The sequence below is a fragment of the Halopelagius fulvigenes genome, assembly GCF_055398025.1.
Map to the genome: position 1 here is coordinate 1,906,855 of NZ_AP043846.1, position 20,523 is coordinate 1,927,377.

The 20,523-nt window shown below is 67.1% G+C and carries 19 protein-coding genes; 9 read left to right on the top strand and 10 right to left on the bottom strand.

Features of this window, described 5'->3' with window-relative positions:
• Window positions 1-88 precede the first annotated feature (88 nt).
• Window positions 89-835, top strand: a complete 747-nt coding sequence (locus tag ACZ522_RS14560) for a DUF4013 domain-containing protein (RefSeq protein ID WP_379698119.1) — start codon at window positions 89-91, stop codon at window positions 833-835.
• A 54-nt stretch (window positions 836-889) separates the two neighbouring features.
• Here the strand turns inward: ACZ522_RS14560 and ACZ522_RS14565 are convergent, their stop codons facing one another.
• Together ACZ522_RS14565 and ACZ522_RS14570 are read right to left on the bottom strand one after the other, a co-directional pair.
• Window positions 890-1,615, bottom strand: a complete 726-nt coding sequence (locus tag ACZ522_RS14565; RefSeq protein ID WP_379698117.1) for a phosphoglycerol geranylgeranyltransferase — start codon at window positions 1,613-1,615, stop codon at window positions 890-892.
• A 171-nt stretch (window positions 1,616-1,786) separates the two neighbouring features.
• Window positions 1,787-4,288, bottom strand: coding sequence for a DNA topoisomerase I (locus ACZ522_RS14570; RefSeq protein ID WP_379698114.1), 2,502 nt, complete (start codon window positions 4,286-4,288; stop codon window positions 1,787-1,789).
• A 311-nt stretch (window positions 4,289-4,599) separates the two neighbouring features.
• Here ACZ522_RS14570 and ACZ522_RS14575 point away from each other — a divergent pair, with 311 nt between their 5' ends.
• Window positions 4,600-4,788: a hypothetical protein gene (locus ACZ522_RS14575; protein ID WP_379698112.1), complete on the top strand. Its 189-nt coding sequence runs from the start codon at window positions 4,600-4,602 to the stop codon at window positions 4,786-4,788.
• A gap of 96 nt (window positions 4,789-4,884) precedes the next feature.
• Here ACZ522_RS14575 and gatB read toward each other — a convergent pair whose 3' ends face one another.
• Both gatB and ACZ522_RS14585 read right to left on the bottom strand, forming a co-directional pair.
• Entirely contained in the window at window positions 4,885-6,375 is a 1,491-nt protein-coding gene (gene gatB, locus ACZ522_RS14580) for an Asp-tRNA(Asn)/Glu-tRNA(Gln) amidotransferase subunit GatB (protein ID WP_379698110.1), read from the bottom strand.
• A gap of 58 nt (window positions 6,376-6,433) precedes the next feature.
• The gene (locus ACZ522_RS14585; protein ID WP_379698108.1) at window positions 6,434-6,853 is read right to left on the bottom strand and encodes a hypothetical protein; all 420 of its coding nucleotides are present in this window, start codon (window positions 6,851-6,853) and stop codon (window positions 6,434-6,436) included.
• A gap of 142 nt (window positions 6,854-6,995) precedes the next feature.
• On the opposite strand from ACZ522_RS14585, the gene ACZ522_RS14590 reads away from it, so the two are divergent.
• The 4 genes from ACZ522_RS14590 (at window position 6,996) to ACZ522_RS14605 (ending at window position 12,956) form a co-directional block, all read left to right on the top strand.
• Entirely contained in the window at window positions 6,996-7,853 is an 858-nt protein-coding gene (locus ACZ522_RS14590; RefSeq protein ID WP_379698106.1) for a prolyl oligopeptidase family serine peptidase, read from the top strand.
• A gap of 84 nt (window positions 7,854-7,937) precedes the next feature.
• A complete protein-coding gene (locus ACZ522_RS14595; protein WP_379698103.1) occupies window positions 7,938-8,384 on the top strand; it encodes a DUF7518 family protein in 447 nt (148 codons plus the stop codon).
• A 29-nt stretch (window positions 8,385-8,413) separates the two neighbouring features.
• Window positions 8,414-12,058, top strand: a complete 3,645-nt coding sequence (gene smc, locus ACZ522_RS14600; RefSeq protein ID WP_379698100.1) for a chromosome segregation protein SMC — start codon at window positions 8,414-8,416, stop codon at window positions 12,056-12,058.
• Window positions 12,051-12,956 (top strand): segregation/condensation protein A, encoded by a 906-nt coding sequence (locus ACZ522_RS14605; RefSeq protein WP_379698098.1) that lies wholly within the window; start codon window positions 12,051-12,053, stop codon window positions 12,954-12,956. The genes smc and ACZ522_RS14605 overlap by 8 nt, the downstream gene beginning before the upstream one ends.
• 22 nt (window positions 12,957-12,978) lie before the next feature.
• On the opposite strand, the gene ACZ522_RS14610 is transcribed toward ACZ522_RS14605, so the two are convergent.
• The 5 genes from ACZ522_RS14610 to ACZ522_RS14630 all read right to left on the bottom strand — a co-directional run bounded on the left by ACZ522_RS14610 (window position 12,979) and on the right by ACZ522_RS14630 (window position 17,640).
• Window positions 12,979-14,202: an ABC transporter substrate-binding protein gene (locus ACZ522_RS14610; protein WP_379698095.1), complete on the bottom strand. Its 1,224-nt coding sequence runs from the start codon at window positions 14,200-14,202 to the stop codon at window positions 12,979-12,981.
• An 84-nt stretch (window positions 14,203-14,286) separates the two neighbouring features.
• Window positions 14,287-15,147: an S-methyl-5'-thioadenosine phosphorylase gene (gene mtnP / locus ACZ522_RS14615; protein WP_379698092.1), complete on the bottom strand. Its 861-nt coding sequence runs from the start codon at window positions 15,145-15,147 to the stop codon at window positions 14,287-14,289.
• A 104-nt stretch (window positions 15,148-15,251) separates the two neighbouring features.
• The gene (locus ACZ522_RS14620; RefSeq protein ID WP_379698090.1) at window positions 15,252-16,205 is read right to left on the bottom strand and encodes an AEC family transporter; all 954 of its coding nucleotides are present in this window, start codon (window positions 16,203-16,205) and stop codon (window positions 15,252-15,254) included.
• Between the two features lie 81 nt (window positions 16,206-16,286).
• Window positions 16,287-16,925, bottom strand: a complete 639-nt coding sequence (locus tag ACZ522_RS14625) for an HD domain-containing protein (RefSeq protein WP_379698088.1) — start codon at window positions 16,923-16,925, stop codon at window positions 16,287-16,289.
• A 7-nt stretch (window positions 16,926-16,932) separates the two neighbouring features.
• Window positions 16,933-17,640 (bottom strand): phosphoribosyltransferase, encoded by a 708-nt coding sequence (locus ACZ522_RS14630; RefSeq protein WP_379698085.1) that lies wholly within the window; start codon window positions 17,638-17,640, stop codon window positions 16,933-16,935.
• A 169-nt stretch (window positions 17,641-17,809) separates the two neighbouring features.
• Here ACZ522_RS14630 and ACZ522_RS14635 point away from each other — a divergent pair, with 169 nt between their 5' ends.
• The 3 genes from ACZ522_RS14635 (at window position 17,810) to ACZ522_RS14645 (ending at window position 19,388) form a co-directional block, all read left to right on the top strand.
• Entirely contained in the window at window positions 17,810-17,977 is a 168-nt protein-coding gene (locus tag ACZ522_RS14635) for a DUF7563 family protein (RefSeq protein WP_464391782.1), read from the top strand.
• A 66-nt stretch (window positions 17,978-18,043) separates the two neighbouring features.
• Complete coding sequence (locus ACZ522_RS14640) at window positions 18,044-18,943, top strand: PhzF family phenazine biosynthesis protein (protein WP_379698082.1); 900 nt, start codon at window positions 18,044-18,046, stop codon at window positions 18,941-18,943.
• A 73-nt stretch (window positions 18,944-19,016) separates the two neighbouring features.
• Window positions 19,017-19,388 carry a DUF7344 domain-containing protein gene (locus tag ACZ522_RS14645; RefSeq protein ID WP_379698079.1) on the top strand — a complete coding sequence of 124 codons (372 nt, stop codon included), beginning with the start codon at window positions 19,017-19,019 and terminating at the stop codon, window positions 19,386-19,388.
• A 371-nt stretch (window positions 19,389-19,759) separates the two neighbouring features.
• Here the strand turns inward: ACZ522_RS14645 and ACZ522_RS14650 are convergent, their stop codons facing one another.
• Window positions 19,760-20,518: a proteasome assembly chaperone family protein gene (locus ACZ522_RS14650; protein WP_379698077.1), complete on the bottom strand. Its 759-nt coding sequence runs from the start codon at window positions 20,516-20,518 to the stop codon at window positions 19,760-19,762.
• Window positions 20,519-20,523 lie beyond the last annotated feature (5 nt).

Genomic DNA, 20,523 nt, shown 5'->3' on the forward strand with positions numbered 1-20,523 from the left:
ACACTTCGGCCCGTTCGCCGCCGCCGGTGACCGCCGGTGACCGCCGAGCGGAGGTTTATATACGGAGACGGGACCACTCCGGCCCACGATGAGACGGACGCTCACCGCCACGATGGAGTCGCTATCGACCGCAGAACGCCGAGCCGAGACCGTCATCGTCGGTGCGTTGCTCACGCTCGGGTCGGCCGTCGCTCCGATCCTCGGTATCGCTCTCCTCGGATACGCCGTCTGCGTCGTTCGCTCCGCGGCCGAGTCCGACGCCGCGTTGCCGACGTTCGGGGGGTGGGGCGACGTTCTCCTCACCGGCGGCCGGGCGGCCCTCGCGGTGCTTCCGCTTCACCTCCCCGGACTGGTCGTCCTCCGATTCGCCATCGGATTCGACCGCGCGCACCTCGTTTCGCCGTACCTCTTTGCGGACCTCCGGAACGGCGTCCTCCCCGCTCTCGACCTGTTCGCGGGGGTCCTCGCCATCGTCGTCCTCGAAATCGTCGCCGGCTACCTCTCCGTGGCCGCTCTCGTCGCCGTGGCGCATCGTCGCTCGGTGGGCGTCGGCCTCGTCGAAACTGCGCTCGAAGTTGCTCGGGACGGCGCGTACGCCCGCGCGTTCTCGGTGGCTCTCGCCGCGGGCACCGTCGGACACGTTCTCGGCGGCGTCGTCGCCGCCGTTCCGTTGGTCGGCGAACCGGCGAGCGCGGCCGTCTCGTTCCTCGCACTCGTCGTCGGCGCGTCGGTCGTCGGACACGCGTGTTCGTCGGCCGGCGGCCCCGGCGGACCAGACGGCAGCCTCCCGTTTCACGTCTCGTCCGGAACCGCGGCCGACGGTGTTCACGAGTAGACGGAGAACGCGGCGATGGGCGTCAGCGTCCGTCGAGTTACAGAAGTAGACCGCTCACTCGGCTTCGATCTGCTCCGCGTGGGCGTCGTTGACGCCCTCGACCGTCTCGCGGACGGCGTCCACCCCTTCGTCGTGGAGGAGGTCGCCGACGACGACCGTGTCGGCGTGCTTGCCCATCTCGTAGGCTGCGTCGTAGTCGCGGATGCCGCCGCCGTAGAACAGCGTCGATTCGTCGAGGGCGTCCTGCGCGGCGGCGACCTTCTCCGTGTCGCCGAACATGCCCGAGTACTCGACGTAGATTATCTCCTGTCCGAACATCTTCTCGGCGACGGCGGCGAACGACGCGACGTCGTCGGCGCTCTGTTCGGTGTCGGCCTCCGTCAGCTCCGCAACGGACGCCTCGGGGTTCAGGACGATGTACGCCTCGGTGGTCGTCCGGTTCCAGTCCAAGGGGCCGTCGATCCGGACCCACTCTTTGTGCGCGCCGGTGACCCAAAACGAGGACTCGGCGTTGAACACCGTCGGGATGAGGTAGCCGTCGAGGCCGTCGGATTCGATGACGACGCCCGGGTTCGACGGTTCCTGGTACAGGGGGACGTCGTACTTCGCGCAGGCGTCGACGACGCGTTGCATCTTCTCGGTCGTGATGTCGAGCGTCCCGCCGATTTCGATGGCGTCGGTCCCGGTGGCGCAGACGTCCTCGAACGTCTCGCCTTCCACGAGGTCCTTGTCTGGATCCACTTTCAAGACGTGGTCCCACTCCGTCCATGGCCCGGTCATTGGACCTACTTCTCCCCGGAGGCGTTAAAAATGGCGCGGATGAGCGAGTCGGTTGCGGCAGAATGGCAACCGTTCGGAGACGACCCCGACGGGCCGTCCTCGTGCGAACCGCTCCGTACCGTGCGAAAATCGAGGAACGCTTTTCGGCCGACGAACGACGAGCGGTGAGTTTCAGTCCGCGTTCGCCTGCCACTCCCGAACCGTGTCGGGTCCGACGCCGTCCACCGCGTCGGCGAGGGCGTCGGGTTCGGCCTCCTTCAGCGCGCTCACGTCGCCGATACCCGCGTCTTGGAGTTTCTGGGCCGTCTTCTCGCCGATACCCTTCACGGCCTCCAGTTCCGACCCGTTCTGTTGGGCTTGGTACTCGCGGTAGTTGCAGATGGGGCAGCCGAGGTCCCACGGTTCCCTGTCGTCGTCGTAGGTGATGCGTATCTTCGGCAGGTCGTGTTCCTCGCAGGAGTCGTCCGTGACCTCCACGTCGCCCCGGCGCGGGAGGGGAAGCGAGTAGTCGCAGTCGGGGTAGCGCGTGCACCCGACGAGGCGCGACCCGGACCGGAGGCGCTTGATGGCGAGTTCGCCGCCGTGCTCCTCGCCGCACTCCGGACAGGTGCCGATGACCAGGTCCTCCTGTTCGTCGGCCTCCTCGGCCTTGCAGAGCGGACAACCGTGGACGAACGTCTTCCGGCCGGCGAGCATCTTCACGTGGTGCAGTTCGTGTTCGTCGCAGGTGTCCTCCATGATGAGAGGCTTGCCCGTGGAGGGAAGCGGGAGGGTGTACGTGCAGTCTGGGTAGGAGTCACAGCCGATGAAGTACGACCCGCGCCTGCTCTTTCGGATGACGAGATCGCCGCCGCAGTCGGGGCAGGTGCCGACCGTCTTGTCGGCCTTCAGCGACTTCTGGAGGTGTTCGCCCACCTCCTCGCCGGAGGACATCAGCCCCTCGAAGACGTCTTCGAGTATTTCGCGGGACTCGTCGGTCACCCCCTCTAAGGTGGCTTCGCCCCGCGCGATGGCCTGCATGTCCTGCTCCAGTTGCGCGGTCATCTCCTCTGAGACGATGAGTTCCGCGAACTCCTCGCCCGCCTCGACGACGGACCGCGCCAGCCGCGTCGGTTTCGGCGGGTCGCTCTCGATGTAGCCGCGGTCGTACAGCTTCTGGATGACGTCGTGCCGCGTCGCCTTCGTCCCGATGCCCATCTTCTCCATCGTCTCGATGAGGCGGGACTGACCGTACCGCCGCGGCGGTTGGGTCTGCTTGTCCTCGATTCGGGTGTCCGTCACCGCGAGTTCCTCGCCCTCCTCGACGGCGGGGACGAACGACTCGCTGGAGTTGAAGTACGGGTAGACGGCGTGGTAGCCCGCTTCCACGAGGCGCTTGCCGTTGGCCTTCAGAGAGAGGCCGTCGGCGTCCGCGACGACGCGGAGGTGCTCCCACTCGGCGGACTCGGCCACCGTCGCGAAGAAGCGCCGGACGACGAGTTCGTACACCTCCCACTCGTCCTCCGAGAGGTCGGAGGGCGAGGGGAGCTCGCCCGTCGGGTGAATCGGCGGGTGGTCCGTCGTCTCGTTGTCGCCGGCGGTCGGTTCTATCTCCTCCTGTTCGAGCAACGAGTCGGCGTCCTCGCCGAACGTGCGGTGGCCGCTGAACTCCGAGAGGAGCTCCTCGGGGTCTAGATCCTCCGGGTAGACGGTGTTGTCCGTCCGGGGGTACGTCATGTAGCCGGCGGTGTAGAGGTCCTCCGCGATGCTCATCGCTCGCTGGGCGGAGTACCCGATAGAGCCCGCCGCGCGGATGAACTGCGTGGTGTTGAACGGCGCGGGCGGCTCGTCCGTCCGCGTCCGGCGGCGGACCGACTCGACCGTCGCCGCCGCCACGTCTTCGAGCGTCTCGTACGCCGCCTCGGCGTCGTCTCCGTCCCAGACGCGTTCGGCCTCGTTGCCGTCATCGTCCAGATAGAAGTACTGCGACTCGAAGCCCTCGCCGTCCTTCTCCAAGTCGGCGAACAGCTCCCAGTAGTCCTCGGGGTCGAACGCGTCTATCTCGCGTTCGCGGTCCACGATCAGCTTCAGCGTCGGCCCCTGCACCCGGCCGACGGAGATGAAGTCGTCGCCGAGTTGGCGGGCCGAAAGCGAGAGGAAGCGCGTCAGCGCCGCGCCCCACACCAAGTCGATTATCTGCCGCGCCTCGCCCGCGGCCGCGAGGTCGAAGTCGAGTTCGTCGGGGTTCTCGAACGCCTCCGTCACCTCGCGGTCGGTGATGGAGGAGAAGCGAACCCGGTCTACGGGCACGTCCTCGTTGACGTCGCGGACGAGTTCGTACGCCTCCTTGCCGATGAGTTCGCCCTCGCGGTCGTAGTCGGTCGCGATGACGACTCGGCGGGCGCGCCGCGCGAGGCGGCGCAACGCGGCGACGATGTTCTCCTGCGTCGGGTGCTTATCGACGGGTGCGTCGATGAGTTCGACCGGCTCTACGTCTCGCCAGTCGTTGTACTCCGGCGGGAAGTCGACGCCGACGACGTGGCCCGACAATCCGATGCAGCGCTTGCCGCCCCACTTGTAGACGTTCACCCCGTTGACCCGCTCGGCCTCCACGGACTCGCCGCTCAGGATGTCGGCGATACGCCGAGCGGCGTTGTCCTTCTCAGTGATTATCAGTTCCGGGCCGTTGCTCATCGGGCGGCGATATGTGAGGGGGCGGCCTAAACCTTTCGCGCCGAATCCGACGGAAATCGGCCGACAGCGCCGGCGTGCGCGCGAGAACGGGCGTGCGCGCCGGGCGTCGCGTTCGCGCGCACGCGGGAGACAATGGCAACGAAGCCTCTCGGCGTTCGTCTCCGCTCTCCTCGGCGTTTCTCCCCGCGCCGGACGACGCACTGCACCCGCCGGACGATGACGTAGACGGCGACGCCGCCGCACCCCTCGCGGACGAGACTGTCGTCTGAACCGCACAAAAACGTCAACCCGTTTCCGACGGATGATGTCACATGGCACACAGTCCAGACATGCCGGAGCGATTCGTCTGCACGAATTGCCACGCAATCTTCGCCGGAACGCCGGAGGGGCAGGGCGATTCGGCGGACTTCCGCGCGCCCGACACCTGTTCGGCCTGCGGCGAGACGGCGTTCGTCAGCATCGAACGGTTCGTCTACCAGCACCAAAACGAGGGCATCTGAGGGGGCGGCGTCACCGGACGCAGTCCGGTGGCCCGACGAGCGTTGCTCGCTCGTCGACGTCGCCGGCGAACCGCGACCGTCGGAGCGGCGGCTATCTCACTCGTCCAACCGGTCGCGGAGCATCTGGTTCACCGCGCCGGGGTCGGCGCTTCCGCCCGTCTTCTGCATGACCTGTCCGACGAGGAAGTTAATCGCGCCGCCCTCACCCTCGTAGTAGTCCTCCACCGCGTCGGGGTTCTCGTCGATGGCCTCGCCGACGGCGACTTCGACTTCGTCCTCGTCCGCCTTCCCGAGGCCCTCCGACTCGATGACATCGTCGGGGTGCGCGCCCTCGTCGAGCATCTCGCGGAGCACTATCTCCTCGGCGTTCTTCGTCGTGATGTCGCCCGCGTCCACGAGTTCGACGAGTCGGGTGAACTCGTCGAGTCTGTCGTCCACGTCCGTGATGGCCATGTCGCGGTAGTTGAGTTCGCCCAGTAGGTTGTCGGCGACCCACGTCGCGGCCAGGTCGGCGTCGTACCTCTCGGCGACCTCCTCGAAGAAGTCCGCGACTTCCTTCGTGGAGGTGAGCTTCGAGGCGGACTCGGCGTCTAAGCCGTACTCCTCCTCGAACCGGTCGCGGCGGGCGTCGGGGAGTTCCGGGATGGATATCTTCTCCTTCCAATCGGCGACTTCGAGGGGCGGCAGGTCCGCCTCGCGGAAGTAGCGGTAGTCCTTCTCCTCTTCCTTCGACCGCATGGAGACGGTGATGCCGCGCGTCTCGTCCCAGTGGCGCGTCTCCTGTTCGACGGCGCGGCCGCGTTCGATGGCGTTCTTCTGCCGGGTCACCTCGTAGGCGAGGGCCTTCTCCGCTCCCTTGTGACTGGAGATGTTCTTCACCTCGGTGCGGTTGGCCGATTCGAGGGTCTCCTCGGTCAGAGAGCCGTCGTCGGCCATCTCGTCGGCCGGCACCATCGAGATGTTCGCGTCGATGCGGAGCGACCCGTCGCGCGTCGCGTCGAAGACGCCCAGGTATTCGAGGACCTCCTCCAACTTGGCGAGGAAGCCGCGGACCTCCTTGGGACTCCGGAAGTCGGGCTTCGTCACGATCTCCATCAGGGGCGTGCCCGCGCGGTTGTAGTTGACGAGCGTGTAGTCCGCCGTGTCGATGCTGCCGCCCTTGTGCTGGAGGCTCCCGGGGTCCTCTTCGAGGTGGGCGCGTTCGACGCCGATCTCGCGGCGCGTCCCCTCGACGGACACTTCGAGGTGGCCGTCCGAGCAGATGGGCGCGTCGTACTGCGTGATCTGGAAGTTCTTCGGCAGGTCGGGGTAGTAGTAGTTCTTCCGGTGGAACTGGGTGTGTTCGGCGATGTCGGCGTCTAACGCCTTGCCGACCTTCACCGCCGCCTCCACGGCACCTTCGTTCAGGACGGGAAGCGCGCCCGGCAGACCCAGACAGACGGGGCACGTCCGCGTGTTCGGTTCTTCGTCCGCCGCCGCGTCGGTCGAACACCCGCAGAAGATCTTGGTGTCCGTTTCGAGTTGGACGTGGACCTCCAACCCGATGACGGTGGCGAGTTCGCGCTGTTGGAGCGCCTTCGCGGTCATTACGCGGGATTTGACGGCGCACGGCTAAAGACTAACGGGACTCGTCGCGGGGCGGCGGTCACCCGTCCGTGTCGGTGTCGGTGTCCGACCCATCGGCGTCCGTGTCGGTTCCGTCCGAATCGCTGTCTCCGTCGTCGCTGTCCGAATCGCTGTCTCCGTCGTCGCTGTCCGAATCGCTGTCTGAATCGCCGTCCGACTCCGTCCGCGATTCGCCGTGGGCGGTGGTCTCTCCGGACGAGTCCGCCTCCGCCCCGACGTCGACGCCGAGAGAGTACAGGATGATGGGCGGACAGACGTACGCGGCGATAGCCAGCGCCACGAAGAGCGAGTCGACGAAGATGAGCAGTCCGAACCCGGTGAGCGCCGCCGCCGAAGCCGTGTGAATCGCGGTGTGGGTGTACCCTCGGTAGTACTCCCAGAATTCGCGCAGCCACCGGTACGCCGCCGAAACCGGGCCATCGTCGGTTGCTGTCTGCATACGTACGTTTCGGGCGACACGGCGAAGAACCCTCTCCTCGCTCTCGGTGATAAGCCGGCGCTCTGAACGCATCGACCACCACTCACGCCGAACCGCGTCGAAGCGCAAGCTAGTTGTCCCGCGGGCGACGATTCGCGTCCCGATGCGCGACTCTCTCGGCGCGGGTGCCGCAGTCGAGGTACTCAGGGGCGTTCCGTTCGCGTCGCCGCCAGAGCGAACGCTTCACCTCGACCTGTACCGGCCCGCGCCGCCCCGCGGCGACGCCGCTGACGCCCGCCGGGCGGTGGTCGTTCTCGTCTACGGCGGCGAGTGGCGTGAGGGCGACAGGGACGACCTGTCGCGCTTCGGTCTCGCCCTCGCGGAACGGGGGTTCGCCTGCGCCGCCGTCGAGTATCGGGGCAGCGACCACGCCGCCTTCCCCGCGCAGATTCGGGACGTGAAGGCGGCGATTCGCTGGCTCCGGGCGAACGCGGACCGGGCGGGCCTCGACCCGAACCGGGTCGGCGCGTTCGGCCACGCCGCCGGCGCGCACCTCGCCGTCCTCGCCGCCCTCACGCCCGGCCACCCGGAACTCGCGCCGGACGCAGACCACCTCGTCGGCGAGGCGTCGTTCGACGGCGACGGGTCGGCGGACGCCCTCGCCGCCACCGTCGGCGTCGCCGGTCTGTACAACTTCGAGCACACGCCCGAGAGGGAGTCGATACGGTCGCTCCTCGGCGGGTCGCGGTCGGAAGTGCCCGAGGCGTACGAACTCGCCTCGCCCTCGACGCACCTCCGGAACGTGGGCGCGGACGACGCCTCGTCGATTCTCCTCCTGCACGGCGCGGAGGACGACGTGACGCCCTCGATGGCGTCGGAACTGTTCTACGACGGCCTCGAAGCGTCGGCGGGCACCGCCGAGTGCGTCGTCGCGGAGGGCGCGGGCCACGACGTCCACCTCGAACAGTTCGAGTGGACGCTAGCGTGGACCGAGGCGTTCCTCGACCGTCACCTCCGCTGACTCGTCGCCGCGCAGACAGGAACTGTCAAGTTGCGTCTACGTGTCTGACGTACGTTTATGTGACCTCCGACGGGGTATGCACACATGAGTAACAGGGTGGAGGAACTCGAATCGAAGGTTGCGGAACTGCAGGCCGCCGTCAACGGCCTGACGGAGGAGTTGGTGGAGACGAAAGAGCGCGTTCGACTGCTCGAGGACCAAGTGGAAGTGGACCTGAGCACGGGCACGCGCCCGGTCGGTCACGGGTCGCCGTCCGACGGGTCGGCCGACGCCGAACCGGCGGCGGAGTCGAACCAGCAGTCGCGGTCTCAGTCTCAGTCGAAGGCGAAGGCGAAACCGGGCGAGTCGCCCGCCCAGACGGAATCGCGGTCGGAGACGTCGGATAATCCGGGGACCGACGCCGACTTCATCGACGCCGACTCCCAGGAGTTCGACATCGACGACGCCGCAGACGACGAGGATAAGTCGGACGAGGGCCAGAGTGAAGACGAGGCGGACACCACCGACGATTCGGACATCATCGTCGCGTAACCGGGTGCTCCGTCCCTCGCGAGCAACCCATGCACATCAAAGAGCTCGTCCTTGACGGTTTCAAGAGTTTCGGGCGGAAGACCCGAATCCCGTTCTACGAGGACTTCACGGTAGTCACCGGTCCGAACGGCTCCGGCAAGTCGAACATCATAGACGGCGTTCTGTTCGCCCTCGGCCTCGCGCGGACGCGAGGTATCAGGGCCGAAAAACTGACCGACCTCATCTACAACCCCGGTCACGCCGACGGCAGCGACGGCGAGTCGTCCGGCCCCAGAGAGGCCAGCGTCACCGTCGTCCTCGACAACTCCGACGGCAAACTTGACCGGTCGCAGATAGTCAACGCCGCCGGGAGCGACAACGTCGGCGACGCCTCCGAGATACGCGTCAAGCGACGCGTCAAGGAGACGGACGACAACTACTACTCGTACTACTACCTCAACGGTCGGTCCTGCAACCTCTCTGATATCCAGGACCTCCTCTCGCAGGCGGGCATCACCCCCGAGGGGTACAACGTCGTCATGCAGGGCGACGTGACCGAGATTATCAACATGACCGCCTACCAACGGCGGGGCATCATCGACGAGATAGCGGGCGTCGCCGAGTTCGACGCGAAGAAGGAGGACGCCTTCGGGGAACTGGAGGCCGTCGAAGAGCGAATCGACGAGGCCGACCTCCGCATTGAGGAGAAGGAGACGCGCCTCGACCAACTCGAAGACGAACGCGAGACGGCGTTAGAGTACAAGTCGCTCCGCGACGAGAGAGAGGAGTACGAGGGCTACCTGAAGGCCGCCGAACTCGAAGACAAGCGCGCCGACCTCGAACGGACGACGAACCGCGCCGAGAAGAAGGAGGCGAACCTCGAAGACCTCCGGGAGGAACTCGACCAACGGCAGGGTCGCGTCACCCGTCTGGAGGAGGAACTCGACGACCTCACCCGGGAGATAGAGCGGAAGGGCGAAGACGAACAGCTCCGCATCAAATCCGAGATAGAGGAGGTCAAAGGCGAGATAACCCGCCTGGAGACGGCCATCGAGAACGCCGAGGAGCGCATCGATGACGCCGAGAACGAGCGCCGCAAGGCGTTCGTCGAACTCGACCGCAAGCAGGAGAAGATAGACGACCTGGAAGGCGACATCCGCTCTGTCAAAGTCGAGAAGGCGTCGGTCAAATCCGACGTACAGTCGAAGGAGACGGAACTCGCCGAGGTGAAAGCCGAGATAGCGAGCGTCGACACCGAGTACGACGAACTCAAGGCGGAACTCGAAGACCGGAAGTCGCGGCTGGAGGAGTTGAAGACGGCGAAGAACGACCTCCAGCGAGAGAAGGATCGACTGCTGGACGACACGCGCCGTCGCTCCAACGAGATAACCGAGACCCAACGAAAGGTAGAGGAGGTCGAGGAGCGACTGCCCGACCTGAAGGCGAAACTCTCCGACCTCCACTCGGAGCTCGACAAGGCCGAGAAGAACCGCGAGAAGATTCGCGGCGTCGTCGACGACCTGAAAGAGGAACGGGCGGACGTCAAGGACGAACTCGGCGAGGTGGCCGACGAACTGCAACGCAAGCAGTCGCAGTACGCCGAGCTGGAGACGAAAGCCGGACGCGACGGCGACAACTCGTGGCCGCGGTCGGTGACGACGATACTGAACGCCGGCCTCTCCGGCGTCCACGGCACCGTCGGCCAGCTGGGGTCCGTCACCGGCGAGTACGCCACGGCCTGTGAAACCGCGGCGGGCGGCCGCCTCGCGCACGTCGTCGTGGACGACGACGGCGTCGGGTCGTCGTGCATCGACTACCTCAAGTCCCGAAACGCCGGTCGCGCGACGTTCCTGCCCATCACGAAGATGGACGACCGGGGACTGCCACGGAAGCCGAACAACCCGGGCGTCGTGGACTTCGCGCGCAACCTCGTGGAGTACGACGCGCAGTACGAACCCATCTTCTCGTACGTCCTCGGTTCGACGCTCGTCGTCGAGGACATGCAGACGGCGCGGGAGCTGATGGGCGACTTCCGCATGGTGACGCTCGACGGCGACTTGGTCGAGCGTTCCGGCGCGATGACCGGCGGGTCCGGCGGCGGGTCGCGGTACTCCTTCTCGAAGTCCGGGAAGGGCCGCCTCGAACGCCTCGCCGAGGAGATCTCCTCGCTCGAAGACGACCGGCAGAAACTCCAAGCGGAGCTCCGCGACGTGGAGAACGACATCGACGACGCCCGCGAGAAGCTGGCCGACGCGAACGACCGGGTTCGCTCGGTCGAGGCCGACATCGAACGGGCCGAGTCCGAGGTCGAGGAGGCCGAATCCGAGATCGAGAGCCTCCAAGACCGACTCGAAGAGCTCCGCGAGGAGCGCGAGTCCGTGGACGAGGAGATGCGGGAGCTCGACGGGGAGATAGACGAACGCGAGTCGGAGATGGAGGAGGTCCGAGCCGAGATAGACGACCTCGAAGCCGAGCTCGCCGACTCGAAAATTCCGGAGCTCACCTCGCAGGCCGACGAGATCCGCGCCGACATCTCCGACCTCGAAGACCGGATGGACGAGTTGGACGGCCGCCTGAACGAGCTCCAACTAGAGAAGGAGTACGCCGAGGACGCCATCGAGGACCTCAACGAGACGGTCGAGACGGCCCAAGAGAAGAAGGCCGACGCGCGGGAGGTCATCGCGGAGAAGGAGTCCGAAATCGAAGCGCAGGAGTCCGTCCTCGAAGAGAAGCGCGAAGCCGTCGAGGAGCTCGAAGAGGAACTGGCCGAACTGAAGGAGGACCGCCGCGAACTGCAGGACGAACTCCGCGAGGCCAAGTCCGAACGCGACGAGCAGAAGGAGAAGGTCGAACGCGTCGAGTCCGCCCTCCGGAACCTGCGCGAGAGCGCCGAGCGTCTGGAGTGGGAGATAGACGAACTCGCGGCTGAGGTCGGCGAGTACGACCCCGAGGAGATTCCCGACCACGACGAGGTGGAGTCGAACATCGAGCGCCTGACGGCGAAGATGGAGGCGCTCGAACCGGTGAACATGCTCGCCATCGACGAGTACGACGACGTGAAGTCGGACCTCGAAGACCTGCAGGAGCGCCGCGACGTGCTCGTCGAGGAACGAGACGCCATCGAGGAGCGCATCGACCGCTTCGAGTCCCAGAAGAAGGCGACGTTCATGGAGGCGTTCGACGCCATCAACGAGAACTTCACCGAGATATTCGAGCGCCTCTCCGACGGGACGGGCGAACTCCACCTCGAAAACCCCGAGGACCCGTTCGAGGACGGCCTGACGATGAAGGCGCAACCGGGCGACAAGCCCATCCAGCGCCTCAACGCCATGTCCGGCGGCGAGAAGTCGCTGACTGCGCTCGCGTTCATCTTCGCCATCCAGCGACACAACCCCGCGCCGTTCTACGCGCTGGACGAGGTCGACGCGTTCCTCGACGCCGCCAACGCCGAACGGGTCGGCCAGATGGTGGACGACTTGGCGGGACGGGCGCAGTTCGTCGTCGTCTCGCACCGCTCGGCGCTGTTGGAACGCTCCGAACGCGCCATCGGCGTGACGATGCAGGGCGACAACGTCAGCGCCGTCACCGGCATCCAACTCGGTGACGGCGACGGCGGCGACGACGACGGCGGTGACGGCGGCGACGGCGACGGTGACGGAACCGACGCCGAACAGGAGGTTCCGGCGGATGACTGACCCGCGCGACGAAGTGATGCCCGAGGGCGTCGAGGCTCCCGACGAGGACGCGGAAAAGGTCGAACCCGTCGAATTGCTGGTCCAACTCGCCGAAGAGGGCGAGATAGACCCGTGGGACATCGACGTGGTGGACGTGACCGACGCGTTCCTCGACCGCCTCGACTCGACGGACCTCCGAACGTCCGGGCGAGCGCTGTTCTACGCCGCGGTCCTCCTGCGGATGAAGAGCGACGCGCTGCTCGAACCCGACGAGGAACCGGAGGAGGAACTCGAACCGTGGGAGGCGGCGCTGGAGGGCCCCGACGGCCCGATGGCCGGCGGCGACGAGGGCGACGCACCCGGATTCGACCCGGTGGACGCCTTAGAGGAGGAGATGGACCGCCGCCTCGACCGGAAGCACGCCCGCGGGTCGCCGGAGACGCTGGACGAACTCGTCCGCGAACTCCGCGACGCCGAACGCGGGTCGTGGTGGAAGCGCCGCCGCGAGTACGACACCTCGAACTCCCCGCGGGGCTACCAGCGCGGCACGCAGACGCTCGATTACCGAAGCGCCGACGACTTCCGCGACGACGACGAACCGTCGGCGGCGGACGTCACCGACACCGCCCACACCGAGGACATCGAGTCCTCCATCCGCGAGGTGGAGGCGGCGCTGCGCGAACAGTACGCCAACGGCCGCGCTGAGGTGCTTTTCCGCGAGATTCGGGCGGCCACGGAGACGCCCGTGACGACGTACCTCTCGCTTCTGTTCCTCTCGCACCGGGGGACGGTGCGCCTCCAACAGGACGACCTGTTCGGCGACCTGTGGGTGCAGGACCCCGACGCCGTAGAAGAGGAGGACGCCGCGGGCGGCGGCGACGAGGACGAGGACGAACCGGTCGAAGCGATAGCGGACTGAGTGCTCCGCTCCGGCCCGCGCCTTAGAAGTCGCCGTTGATCACGTCGGCGACGCGTTGCCGGTCGAACAACTGTTCCTCCGCGGGCACGTCCGGGTAGGGTTCGCCGTTCGCGTACCCGGGCCACTCGCCGAAGACGTCGGGGTACAGTTGCTTCGCGCCCATCTCTATCTGGAACAGGTTCATGATGGGGCCCTGATAGCGCATCCCGGCGGGGTACACCCAGTCGTTCTTCACAGCGGTCAGTTTGCTCCCGACGGGGTGGTCCCGAAGCGACGCCAGCGTGTCCTCCATGTTGTAGTTGGGCGTCATCCCCCAGAGGTGGAGGATGACGTCCGGATCCGCCTCCAGCATCGTCTCGTAGTCCACCGTCCCCCAGAGGCTTCCCCAGTCCTTCTCTGCGAACGCGTCGTTCGCGCCGAGGGGCCGGGTGTCGGCCAGCCAGTAGCCGGGCTTGTTCAGGTGATACGTGTAGAACGTGTCGCTCTCCGCCGCGAGGGTGACGCGGACGGCCGTCGGACGCTCCTCCTTCGGCGGGAGCGACTCCCGAATCGAGGAGACGAGTTCCTCGTGGACGGACGCCAGCGCCTCGTACCGCTTCCGTTCCTGGAACACGTCGGCGACGTTGCCGAACAGATCCCAGAGCGTGTAGTACTCGTAGTCGTACCCCTCGGGCGGGGCCGCCCGCGTTCCGCTGTAGAAGTTACCGAACCACGGGGCGACTTGGGAGGACACCTCCTCGACGTCGCCGGAGTCCCAGTTGTCCTGCGTCGACGCCCACGCCGGGTCCGCGAGGTGAACGTCGCTGTCGAGTTCGAAGAGCAGTTCCTTGCGCAGTCCCTCGCTCAGGGGGTCCGACAGCCCCTTCCACTCGAAGGAGACGCCGTCTAAGTGGTGGTAGTAGTGGTTCATCGTCGTCCCGGACATCTCCGGGACGTACACCGAGTTGACCTTCTCCCCGTGCCCGAGGGCGACGGCCATGTCGGCGTACTGCGGGAAGACGGTGAAGACGCGTTCGGGGACGCCGTCGAACTCGACGGTCCCCATCGGCTTCATCGACGCCGAGTGCGACCCCTCGCTCCCCCCGGCGGTCGATTCGCTCGTCTCCGTCGCCGAACCGCCCCCGCCCGTCTCGGGCGCGTCCGTCGAGTCGCCGGTCCCATCGCCCGTACACCCGGCCACGAGGCCGGCACCGGCGAGCGCGGCGGTTCGGCGCAGATACGTCCGTCGCGTAGGCGCGTCGGTCATGTCGTTTTAGGCAACCCTAAACGGGGCTAAATTACTTTTGGTTTGCCTAAACGGACGCGTCGCGCCGAACGCCCCCGGCGACCGTTAGTCGACGTACTCGCCGATGAGGGGGTCTAAGTCCGCCTTCGTCTCCTCGGAGATGGCGTCGTCGGGCGTGTTTATCGTCCCCTCCAGCGAGGAGTGGCAGTCGCACTCGTGGTCCTCGGGGAGGGCGCGGATGGCCGCCTCCACCGTCTCTTTGATGGCCGTCTCGTTGGCGGCGGCGTTCTCCAACACCTCTTCGAGGGTCACCTCGGAGTCCTCTTTCCAGACGTCGTAGTCGGTGACGCCCGTCACCGTCGCGTAGGACATCTCCGCCTCGCGGGCGAGTTTCGCCTCCGGGATGGTCGTCATCCCGATGACGTCCCACCCCTGTTCGCGGTAGAACTCGCTCTCGGCGCGTGTGGAGTACTGCGGCCCCTCGATGCAGACGTACGTCCCGCCGCGAACCACGTCGGCGTCCGCCGCCTCCTCCGCCGCGTCGGCTATCACGTCGGCGAGTTCCGGGCAGTACGGTTCGGCGAACGGTTGGTGGACGACGACGCCCTCGTCGAAGAACGTCAGGTCGCGGTGCTTCGTCCGGTCGTATATCTGGTCGGGGATCACGAGGGTCTGCGGCGGCAGGTCCTCGCGCAGACTGCCGACGGCGTTGCTGGCGATGACGTGGGTCACGCCCAGTTCCTTCAGGGCGTAGATGTTCGCGCGGTACGGGAGCGTCGTCGGCGAGTGCTGGTGGTCCGGGCCGTGCCGCGGGAGGAAGACGATCTCGCGGCCGGTGTCGCCGAACTCGCCGACGACGGCGGGCGCGGAGGGGTCGCCGTAGGGCGTCTCGACGTCGACTTCGCGCGTCTCCTGCAGGGGCAGGGCCTCGTAGATACCGCTGCCGCCGATGAATCCGATGGTCATACCCGAACGTCGGGCGGTCGGAACAAAACCGTGGCGAGTTCCGACGGGTTCGGGAGGGCGGCGCGCGGCGGGGCGGCGACGAACGGGGACCGGAGGACGGGCGACTACAGGAGGACGCCCGATTCGAGCAGTGCGATGGTGAGCGTCAGCGTCGGAACGCTGACCAGCGTCGTCACGAAGACGGCGGTGGAGACGAACTCGGCGACGGGGACGCCCGACACGTCGCCCTCCGCGAACTCGCCGACGAGGATGAGGGGCGTCACCGCGGCGGGCATGGCGCACTCCAAGACGAACGTCCGACCGACGGTCGGGTCGGCGAACCCGACGACGAGGGCGATGGCGACGCCCACCGCCGGCGCGGCGGCCATCTTCAGCACCGTCACGACGCCGACTTCCGAGAGCGTCGACCCCACGTCCGTCTTCGCCAGTTGGACGCCGAGGATGAGCAACATCAGCGGAATCGAGGAGTCGCCGACGAGTTTCAGCGTCTCCATCGCCGTCGACCCCGCCGGGGGGACGACGCCCGCCCACCGCGCCAGCAAGGCGGCGACGACGGCGTAGACGAGCGGTATCTTGAACACGCGCTTCACGCCTTCGAGCCCGCTGTTTCCGCCGCCGCGGGAGGCGATGTAGACGCCGAGCGTGTAGATGAGGACGCTCTGCACCGACAGGAAGAGCACGGCCGTCGAACGGCCCGTCGCCCCGAACGCGAAGTTCGAGACGGGGATGCCGTAGTTACCGGAGTTCGGGAACGCCGCGACGAGGACGAGTGCGCTGAGAAGCGGGTCGCGTTCGCCGAACAGGCGGCCCGCGCCCTCCGCGAGCAGAATCATCACGAGGTGGTAGGCGGTCACGGCGACGGCGACTTCGACGAGCGTCGAACGCGCGAGGGAGGTGGTGGCGAGGCTGTGGAAGACGAGTGCCGGCGCGAGGACGTAGACGACGACGGTGTTCATGGAGTCCGTCTCGACGTCCGTCGCGCGCCCGAGGACGAACCCGACCGCGCCCACGGTGACGATGGGGAGAATCGCCGTCGCGAAGATAGAGAGGAGTGCCACGCCGGAACCGACTCCCGCCGCCCCTTCAAACGCTTCGGAGACGGCGCGGCTTACCGCGTCAGCGGACGCTCGCGAGACGGTTCAGGACCGTTCGCCGTCCGCTTCGTCTCGCTCGGCTTTCGCCGCCTCGTACCGCGCGCGAACCGCCTCGAACAGGTCGCGCCCGAGTGAGGTCCGCAGTCTCGGCTCCGCCGTGGCGAAGAACTCGTCTAACCGGTCGTACGCCCCGAAGTGCGGGTTCTCGGCGTCGGGGTCGTACCGCCCATCCCTCTCGTAGACGACCGCCTGCAGGCACATGTCCAACAGGTCCATGTCCTTGACGAACCGGGCCGTCTCCGTCTCCCGCGCCTCGTACTCCTCCCACGCGTCGCGGAGGTCAGCCGAGAACGGGCCGAGGAGGTCGGCTATCGCCGCGCGTTCGCGGCGTTCCTTCTCCTCGGGGTCGGGCGTCTCCGCCTCGGGGTCCGCGCGCGTCGCCGCGTCGCCGGTGCGGGCCTCCGCAGCGTCGTGGAGGACAGCCAGACGCACCGCTCTGTCGGGGTCTACGCCCTCGGCGCGGTCGGCGAAGCAGAGACAGAGGTGGGCGACGCCCCACGAGTGGGCGGCGACGGACTCGGGGTCGGAGACGTCGCGGAGTTGCCACCCGGTGCGGCGTTCGTCCTTCAGGCCGTACGTTTCGAGGAGGGCGTCCAGATCCGACTCGCGGTCCGTCGGAGACACGGGTTCCTCAGGCGTCGTCGTCTTCGAGGAGTCGCCACGCGCCGTCGTCCGCCGTCTCGACGTACCCGCGGCGTTCCATCTCGCTCATGACTTCGCCCATCCGGTTCGGTTGGGCTATCTCCATCTCGATTCGGTCCACGTTGTGGTACTCGGAGAGGTAGTGTCGGACGTCCTCGACCTCGAACGTCTCCTCGTCGGCCTTCTCCATGACGCCGGAGACGAGGTCTATCATGTCCTCGATGAAGTTCCACGGGTAGACGACCCACGCCCACTCTTCGAGGCGTTCGCCGACGAAGTCGGGATCGAACTCGCTCGTCTGCAGGAGTTGGAGCGTCGCGGTCCGAACCTCGCCCGCGTTGCGGTCGGTCACGTACTCGTAGGCGTGGTGGATGGACCCCCCGGTGTCGGCGATGTCGTCGATGATGAGCACGTCTTTGCCCTCGACGCTGCCCTCCGGCATCGGGTACCGGACTTCGGGTTCGCCCGACTTCTGGGCCGTCCCCACGTAGTGTTCCATCTTCAGGCTCGTCAGGTCGTCCATCCCGAGGAAATCGCAGATGCACCGCCCCGCGAACCACCCGCCGCGCGCCAACGCGACGATGACGTCCGGTTCGAACTCGGACGCCTTCACGGCGTCGCTCACGTCCCGGCAGAGACCGTAGATGTACTCCCAGTTCGTGATGGTGCAGTTAAACTCGTCGGGGAGGTCGCCCATGGACTTCGTTCACCAGTTCGTACAGGGCGGGTGTCCCCCTTTAACGTGTCCGTCTGGCCGCGGGTTCGGTACGCTAGCGCACGGAGATTCGCCGTTCGACGTCGGACCGCCCATCCCATCGATACTCTTATACTACCGTGGTATGTGTTAACTTACCGAATAGATCGCCATGCACACCTGCAACAACTGCGACGAGTTCGTGAGTCCGGATTTCGTGAGAGTGTTCGGCGACGAGGACGGCCGCGTGTTCGGTTGTCCGTCGTGTGCGACCACTGCGGACCTGCAGGCGGGGAAGGCGTCGAGTCCGGCCCCCTCGGCCGGACCGCCTTCCCCGTAGGCCGGCCGCCTCCATCTCGCCGTCCGACCGCCGGGATTGATGAGAGGGAGGTTCCTTGACCCCTGCATGCAGACGCGTCGAACCCTCCTCGTGGACGCCTTCGCCGACGAACCGCTATCGGGCAACGCCGCCGGCGTCGTCCCCGAGGGGTCGGACCTGACAGAGTCGCAGATGCGCGCCGTCGCCCGGGAACTCGCGGTTAGCGAGACGGCGTTCGTCCTCCCCTCGGGGACGGCGGACCGACGCCTCCGGTACTTCTCCCCGACGCAGGAGGTGGACCTCTGCGGCCACGCGACCATCGCCGCCCACGCCCACCTGTTCGAGGAGGGCGCTATCGACGCCGGCGACCACACCGTCGAGACGAACGTCGGCGCCCTCGACGTCGAAGTCGAGTCGGACGGAACCGTCTGGATGACGCAGAACGCCGCGCGCGTCGAACCGGTCGACGTCGAGTACGAACGCCTCGGCGCGGCCCTCGGCATCGACCCCGAGGCCCTCCGCGACATCGGACAGGACGCGCCCGTCGCCGTCGCCTCCACGGGCCTCCCCTTCCTCGTCGTCCCGGTCAACTTCCTCGAACACCTCGGCAACGCCGACCCGGACTTCGCCGCCGTCGAGGAACTCGCCGCCGAGTACGACGCCGCGGGCGTCTACGCGTTCACCTTCGACGTCCTCGACGGCGACGCGACGCTTCACGCCCGCGCGTTCGCGCCCGGCATCGGCGTCCCCGAGGACCCGGCCACCGGCACCGCCGCCGGCGCGTGCGGGGCCTACCTCCGACAGGCGAACGCGTTCGACGAGACGCCTGAGGAGATGGTCTTCGAACAGGGCCACTTCGTCGATAGGCCGGGCCGGATTCGCGTCCGGGCGGGCGAACGGGTTCGCGTCGGCGGACGAGGGGTCACCGCCCTCGACGGGACGCTCGCCGTCCCGCCCTCGGACGACGACGACATCGTGGTCGCTTGAACTTTCAGCCTCTCGTTTGCATCGTCTGATTACCGGGGTGATACTTATGTCGCATACAGTTCAAGGAACCTATATGAACTGCGGCTCTGACCCCCGCGTCGACGATAGGTTCGCCGCTTTCGCGGACGTCTCTCGACGAATCGTCCTCTCTACGCTCTGCGAGCGGTCGTCGTCGGACGAAGACGAAGCGCCGCGGGCCAGCGTCGAGACGTTGGTCGCGGCGCTCGTTTCCGAGGACGGACGGGAAGAACTGGCCGACGGCGGTATCCCCGAGCGACCGGCGTCGCCCACGGACGCGAAGATAGAGCTCACCCACGTCCACATCCCCGGGCTCGAACGCGCGGGACTCGTCGAGAGCGACGACGAGGAGGTTCGCCTCGCGGTCGAACCCGAGGTGGTCGAACAGGGCCTCGAACTCGCACAGCAGTTCGAACGGGCGGACTGAACGGGACCGTCGGTCCCCTCGAACCCGTCTGCCCGCGTTCGCCGACCGAGCGCTCTTTTGCGTTCACGCCTGCACCCCTTCCATGGACGACCACGCCGACCCCGAGTCCTTCGACCGCCGGACCCCCGGTCTGAACTACCTCGCGTTCACGCCGTCTCGCGTTCCACGCCGTCTCGCGCGAACAGGTCGATTCGCTCACGGCGGGCGTCAGAGAACGCGCGGACGCGACCGTGTCGTACGAGGACCGCCATCCCTTCGCCGGCGGCTACTACGCGCTCTACTGCGAGGACTCGGATGGGATAAAAGTCGAAGTGGTCGCCCGGAGTGACGGTTCGCGCCGCGGACCCGTTCGACGGGTACCGACCGACGATTCAGCCGATGTACCGCAGGTCGTCGTCGGTCGGCATCCCCTGCTGTTGGTTCTGCATCTCCTGGATCTTCCCGACGACTTCCTTCATCTCCTCGGCGCGTTCCTCCAGCGAGTCGTACCCCACCTCGAAGCCGGCGGCCTCCTCCAGTACTTCGAGGACGGCCTGCGCGCTCGTGGGGTCCACGAGGTAGCCGCTGGTCTCGCCCATGAGGCAGGCGACGTCGAGTCCCCGCCGTTCGCCGAGGCCGAGGAGCAGACCGCTGACGCCGACGATTCCGCCCGCGGGTTCGTCCTCGCGGAACTCCACGCCCGCGTCCTCCAGTCGCGCTATCGCGTCCTCGCGGGTCACCGCCCCGAGGACGGCGGGGTCGTCCACCAGTTCGCCCGTCGGCACGCCGCCGAGGGCGAACCCGCGTTCGACGCCGAACTCCTCGGCGACGTCGAGGAACGCGTCGGTGAGGTGGTAATGTCCCGAGTTCGACTGCGCTTGGTGGTCGCCCGTCAGAACGAGGAGATCGCGGTCACCCGCGTCGACGGCGTAGAACTCCGCGTTCGCCAGTTCGGCGACGCCGTCGTCGTCGATAGACACCTGCGGCGGGAACTCGTCGGCGTACACGCGGCGGACGAGCTCGCTGTCTAACTCTTCGAGAAGATGTTCGACGGCGAGCTTGCCGACGTGCCCCACCCCGGGAAGCCCTTCGACGAGGACGGGGTCCCGGAGTTCCGGGTCCGCCACCGTCTCGACTTCGATTTCGTTCATAGCCG

Bases quoted from the DNA above. Each gene is read 5' to 3' on its own strand.
- ACZ522_RS14560 (WP_379698119.1), top strand. From the start codon at position 89: ATGAGACGGACGCTCACCGCCACGATGGAGTCGCTATCGACCGCAGAA.
- ACZ522_RS14565 (WP_379698117.1), bottom strand. From the start codon at position 1,615: ATGACCGGGCCATGGACGGAGTGGGACCACGTCTTGAAAGTGGATCCA.
- ACZ522_RS14570 (WP_379698114.1), bottom strand. From the start codon at position 4,288: ATGAGCAACGGCCCGGAACTGATAATCACTGAGAAGGACAACGCCGCT.
- ACZ522_RS14575 (WP_379698112.1), top strand. From the start codon at position 4,600: ATGGCACACAGTCCAGACATGCCGGAGCGATTCGTCTGCACGAATTGC.
- gatB (WP_379698110.1), bottom strand. From the start codon at position 6,375: ATGACCGCGAAGGCGCTCCAACAGCGCGAACTCGCCACCGTCATCGGG.
- ACZ522_RS14585 (WP_379698108.1), bottom strand. From the start codon at position 6,853: ATGCAGACAGCAACCGACGATGGCCCGGTTTCGGCGGCGTACCGGTGG.
- ACZ522_RS14590 (WP_379698106.1), top strand. From the start codon at position 6,996: ATGCGCGACTCTCTCGGCGCGGGTGCCGCAGTCGAGGTACTCAGGGGC.
- ACZ522_RS14595 (WP_379698103.1), top strand. From the start codon at position 7,938: ATGAGTAACAGGGTGGAGGAACTCGAATCGAAGGTTGCGGAACTGCAG.
- smc (WP_379698100.1), top strand. From the start codon at position 8,414: ATGCACATCAAAGAGCTCGTCCTTGACGGTTTCAAGAGTTTCGGGCGG.
- ACZ522_RS14605 (WP_379698098.1), top strand. From the start codon at position 12,051: ATGACTGACCCGCGCGACGAAGTGATGCCCGAGGGCGTCGAGGCTCCC.
- ACZ522_RS14610 (WP_379698095.1), bottom strand. From the start codon at position 14,202: ATGACCGACGCGCCTACGCGACGGACGTATCTGCGCCGAACCGCCGCG.
- mtnP (WP_379698092.1), bottom strand. From the start codon at position 15,147: ATGACCATCGGATTCATCGGCGGCAGCGGTATCTACGAGGCCCTGCCC.
- ACZ522_RS14630 (WP_379698085.1), bottom strand. From the start codon at position 17,640: ATGGGCGACCTCCCCGACGAGTTTAACTGCACCATCACGAACTGGGAG.
- ACZ522_RS14635 (WP_464391782.1), top strand. From the start codon at position 17,810: ATGCACACCTGCAACAACTGCGACGAGTTCGTGAGTCCGGATTTCGTG.
- ACZ522_RS14640 (WP_379698082.1), top strand. From the start codon at position 18,044: ATGCAGACGCGTCGAACCCTCCTCGTGGACGCCTTCGCCGACGAACCG.
- ACZ522_RS14645 (WP_379698079.1), top strand. From the start codon at position 19,017: ATGAACTGCGGCTCTGACCCCCGCGTCGACGATAGGTTCGCCGCTTTC.
- ACZ522_RS14650 (WP_379698077.1), bottom strand. From the start codon at position 20,518: ATGAACGAAATCGAAGTCGAGACGGTGGCGGACCCGGAACTCCGGGAC.